This window comes from Thermus islandicus DSM 21543 (assembly GCF_000421625.1).
Taxonomy (GTDB): Bacteria; Deinococcota; Deinococci; order Deinococcales; family Thermaceae; genus Thermus; species Thermus islandicus.
The window spans coordinates 1-3,334 of the sequence record NZ_ATXJ01000046.1; the positions used below are offsets into that span (position 1 = coordinate 1).

4 protein-coding genes and 1 pseudogene are annotated in these 3,334 nt (G+C 63.2%); 1 reads left to right on the top strand and 4 read right to left on the bottom strand.

Going from position 1 to position 3,334, the window contains the following annotated elements; all coding sequences use genetic code 11:
- Positions 1–194: 194 nt before the first annotated feature.
- Positions 195–518 (top strand): annotated as a pseudogene (locus tag H531_RS14120) (hypothetical protein); the annotation flags it as partial.
- A gap of 54 nt (positions 519–572) precedes the next feature.
- On the opposite strand, the gene H531_RS14565 reads toward H531_RS14120, so the two are convergent.
- From H531_RS14565 to H531_RS0112235, 4 genes are all read right to left on the bottom strand, one after another.
- Positions 573–980 (bottom strand): hypothetical protein, encoded by a 408-nt coding sequence (locus H531_RS14565; protein ID WP_022799592.1) that lies wholly within the window; start codon positions 978–980, stop codon positions 573–575.
- Between the two features lie 97 nt (positions 981–1,077).
- Entirely contained in the window at positions 1,078–1,686 is a 609-nt protein-coding gene (locus H531_RS14405) for a hypothetical protein (protein WP_022799593.1), read from the bottom strand.
- A 442-nt stretch (positions 1,687–2,128) separates the two neighbouring features.
- Entirely contained in the window at positions 2,129–2,587 is a 459-nt protein-coding gene (locus H531_RS0112225; protein WP_156860520.1) for a hypothetical protein, read from the bottom strand.
- Positions 2,588–2,867: 280 nt separating this feature from the next.
- Positions 2,868–3,227, bottom strand: a complete 360-nt coding sequence (locus H531_RS0112235) for a hypothetical protein (protein ID WP_022799597.1) — start codon at positions 3,225–3,227, stop codon at positions 2,868–2,870.
- Positions 3,228–3,334 lie beyond the last annotated feature (107 nt).

The window sequence follows — 3,334 nt, forward strand, 5'->3', positions numbered from 1 at the left end:
TTCCCTTGCAGTGGTACGACCTCGTCCACGGAGATCGTACCACCGCCATTAGAACCCTGCAACGCATCCAATGCTAAGGCCGCCTTTCATCCCACCCTTGAAAGAGTGGGCTTTCCCGGCGGCTTCTCGTAACGCGGGATGGTCCATGTGGGTTAACCTCCTTGGCTCCCCGGGTAGGGGGTCACGGCCAGGATGCCAAGGACCGGCTTCTCCGCTTTCGTCGGGGGAAGGAGGTACGGCGGGTGCGGGGGCACGCGCGGCTTCTGGCCCTGATGCGGTGGGATAGGGGTAGGCGGCTCTTGTGGCCCTGGGGTGGGGTGGCCGGGGAGGGCTACGCCCCGAACCCCCCCGGCTTGGAAGGCTGAGGCCCCTGGGGTAGCTTTTGGCGGACGCGGGGTTTGACGGGAGGGAGGTTTGGGGGGATGAAGACGCGGCTGGATGGGGGATGCCTTTGGGAGCGGAAGCCTTGGACGGCCGTGGCGGGAGCGCTTTTCTCCTGCCCCCTCCGGGGTGCAAGGCATCCTACTAGGCAGGCGCTCAAGGCGCTCGAGGCCCCGAAGGGGCAACCGCGCTCACTTGCGTTCGCATATGGCCTCGATGACCTCGCAGAGCTCCCTTACTCCGCCCACACCGCATATGCTTCCCGGGATGTAGGGGTTGATGCTGAGCCGGCCGTAGAAATTTCCGCCTCTGTCGACAATGACCGGTGGGTCCGTAGCGTACCTGTTGCACATCGAATAGCTGGAAAATCGGTTGGCGTAGGCACCAAAGCGGTTCCACACGCCAAAGTCGTTGAGGAAGCCATAGCGCGGGTACTCGTTCCACACGGAGTTGACACTGTACTCTGGGCAACTCAGGCAGCCCAGAAACTCTTTGTGCCCCGGCCCGCCGTAGAGCAACAGTTCCACGGCGAGGGCTTGTGCAGCCAAGGCCAGGAGCATGGCCACAACCAGCTTGCGAGGCAAGTGGCTGCTTATCATGGTGTCTATAGTATACGTGCCGGAGCGCGCTTGTGTGGGTTAACGCGTGAGGCGGCTTTATGCTCCCTCTTTGCTCCTTCGTCTAAGTGGGCGCCCGCTATTGCTGAACACTGGATAGGGTCTTGTTCGGCTGTTCGATTCCGGAAGGGTTGGCCATTTTCCAGTCGGCAATAAAGTCGTCAATCCTTTTAAGGACATAGCTCTGGAAAATACGCAACAGCTCCGTTGCGTCTTCGGAATAGCCGGGTCCGAGTACGAAGAACGCACGAGTGGCGTAAATGGTCGCAGGCCAAGGGTACGCCTTGCCTTGAGCATCATAGACCCTTGTGGAAACAGTCACCGCGACCATCCCTCCCCTGTAGCCTGTTCCGATTGGATTAGTCGCCGCCACAGACCATTTAAGGGTTGGCTCGGAATCGCAACTCATCTTCACCTCGAAAGGAACGCCGCTTCGTTGGAGGCGCAGGGAGACCAGGTCCGGGAGATCCTTGCCCACGATCACACTTTTTTCCTCGAACCCTTTAGGGGGTTCATTGAGGAACTGGTCGATAGTCCATAAAAAGGCATCGATACGGGAGATACACACTTTTACTCCCCGCAGGTTGTCCCATGGCTTTGGCGAGGATTGGGCCCTCGCTACGCCTGAACCCAGCAACATGGCCACCAAGAGCAACCCTGCCCGGCTCCTCCATGCATGCCTTGTCATGTTTCTATGTTAGCCCCGCGTGCTTCCTTTTTCAACCTGCGCGCTTGCCTTGCGAAGATCCGCAAGGACGGGTGCATATCTCCCTCCTGATGGGCAGGCGAGGCGTTGCTCGCAGGGAGGCAAGCCCCTACGCCTGGCCCAAGTGGCAAGCGGGCCCCCCTGGCGGGGTAGCCGCGCCCTCTACCTGACCCTCCGCCTTGAGCGCGCCTTCTTCCGCCTCGCCTACCGCAGAACCTGATGGAAGGGTCCTCCCTTCCCGCCAGCCCCTGGCCCGCTATGCCCTCGAGGGCCTGGACCTTCCGCTCCCGGGAGCCTCCTGGTTAGGTGCCAGCGCGCCTTGCGCCGCCTCCTCCCTCTGCCTCATGGACACTGCGGGGCTGGAATCGAGGAGGGGTTATGGGCTCGCGCCGAAACGCGAGCCCCGGCCTCCGAAAGAAGGGCTCTACGCCCCCTCAGGGTCCAGAATGAGGGCGCGGAGCTCCTCCTTGCTGAGGGCCAGGCTTTCCTCGGCGAGGGCCTTTTGCAGGGCCTCCTGAAAGGCGGGGTCCTCCTCCTCTAGACGGTCCATCACCCTCCGGGAAAGGAGGCTGACCTCGTGCAGGAACTCGCCCAGGTCCTCCCGGGTGATCTTTCCCCGGGCCAGGGCAAAGCCCAGCTTCAGACCCTCCCAAAACGCCTGGGCCTTCCCGCAAAGACCCCGGGGCAGAGAGCGCTCCCCCCAGGACCGAGCCAGGTCCTCGAGGGCCTGACGGGAGTCCGAAGGCAACTCCTCCCACCTCTCCTCGACTTCGCGCCGCAACCTCCGGGCGCAGAAGGCCAGCTCCCGAAGCCCTGCGGAAGGCAGACGGCGCGCCGCCTCGCTGAGGGCCTGCACCTCAGCGCTCTTGAGAGCTACCACCATCCCCATAGGTCCCCTCACACTGCTTTTCCAGTGCCGCAAGCGTGCCTGGCGCTTGTCAGCGCTTGGGTTCATCCTACCCCCAGAAGCCCAAAAGAGAAGATGCAAGCGCGGTTTGGGGGTAAGAAAGGCCTTAGGCGGGTCCGCCGCTCAAAAGCCACGGTTCAGGGCCTGGGCGAGCTCCTTCAGGGCCTGGTTCACCAGGGCTTGCATCTTCATTTCCCACCTCCTCACCCTCGCTTTCCAGAGGGGGGCGCCGTTCAGGCACCCCCCTGCCCTCAACTCACGCCGCTTCCTTCAGCAGGGCCAGGAACTTCTCCAGGGCCCCGGACCCGGCGGGCGGGGTCTTGGCCTTCCACTCCAGCAGGGCCACGGCCAGGGCGGGGAAGTTCTGGGGGATGAGTTCAAAGGAGGCCTCCCCGTTCCCTGCCCACCCGGGGCCTCCCGAGTCAGGGCCCGCCTCGAGGACGAATCCCCCGAGGATGCGGGCGAGAAGCCAAATCTCGTGGCCCTCCCAGGGCTCGGCCAACTCAATAAAGAGGTAGCCCTCCTCCTCCTCCCACACGCACGCCCGCTCGGGAAAGTCCGGAATCTCCTGGAGCAGTTCCTGCACCGCCGCCCGGTCCAAGGCGGGCTGGCCCACCAGGGCGCACGCTTGACACTCCCACGGCTAAAGCCGGTGGGATTCTTGGTTCGACGAGGACAGCCTACGATATGTAGGTCTTACGCCCTCTCCCCAAGCGTTTTGCG

What these genes read in the sequence shown, in the direction of transcription:
- H531_RS14565 (WP_022799592.1), bottom strand. Translation starts at nt 980, where the DNA reads ATGATAAGCAGCCACTTGCCTCGCAAGCTGGTTGTGGCCATGCTCCTG.
- H531_RS14405 (WP_022799593.1), bottom strand. Translation starts at nt 1,686, where the DNA reads ATGACAAGGCATGCATGGAGGAGCCGGGCAGGGTTGCTCTTGGTGGCC.
- H531_RS0112225 (WP_156860520.1), bottom strand. Translation starts at nt 2,587, where the DNA reads ATGGTGGTAGCTCTCAAGAGCGCTGAGGTGCAGGCCCTCAGCGAGGCG.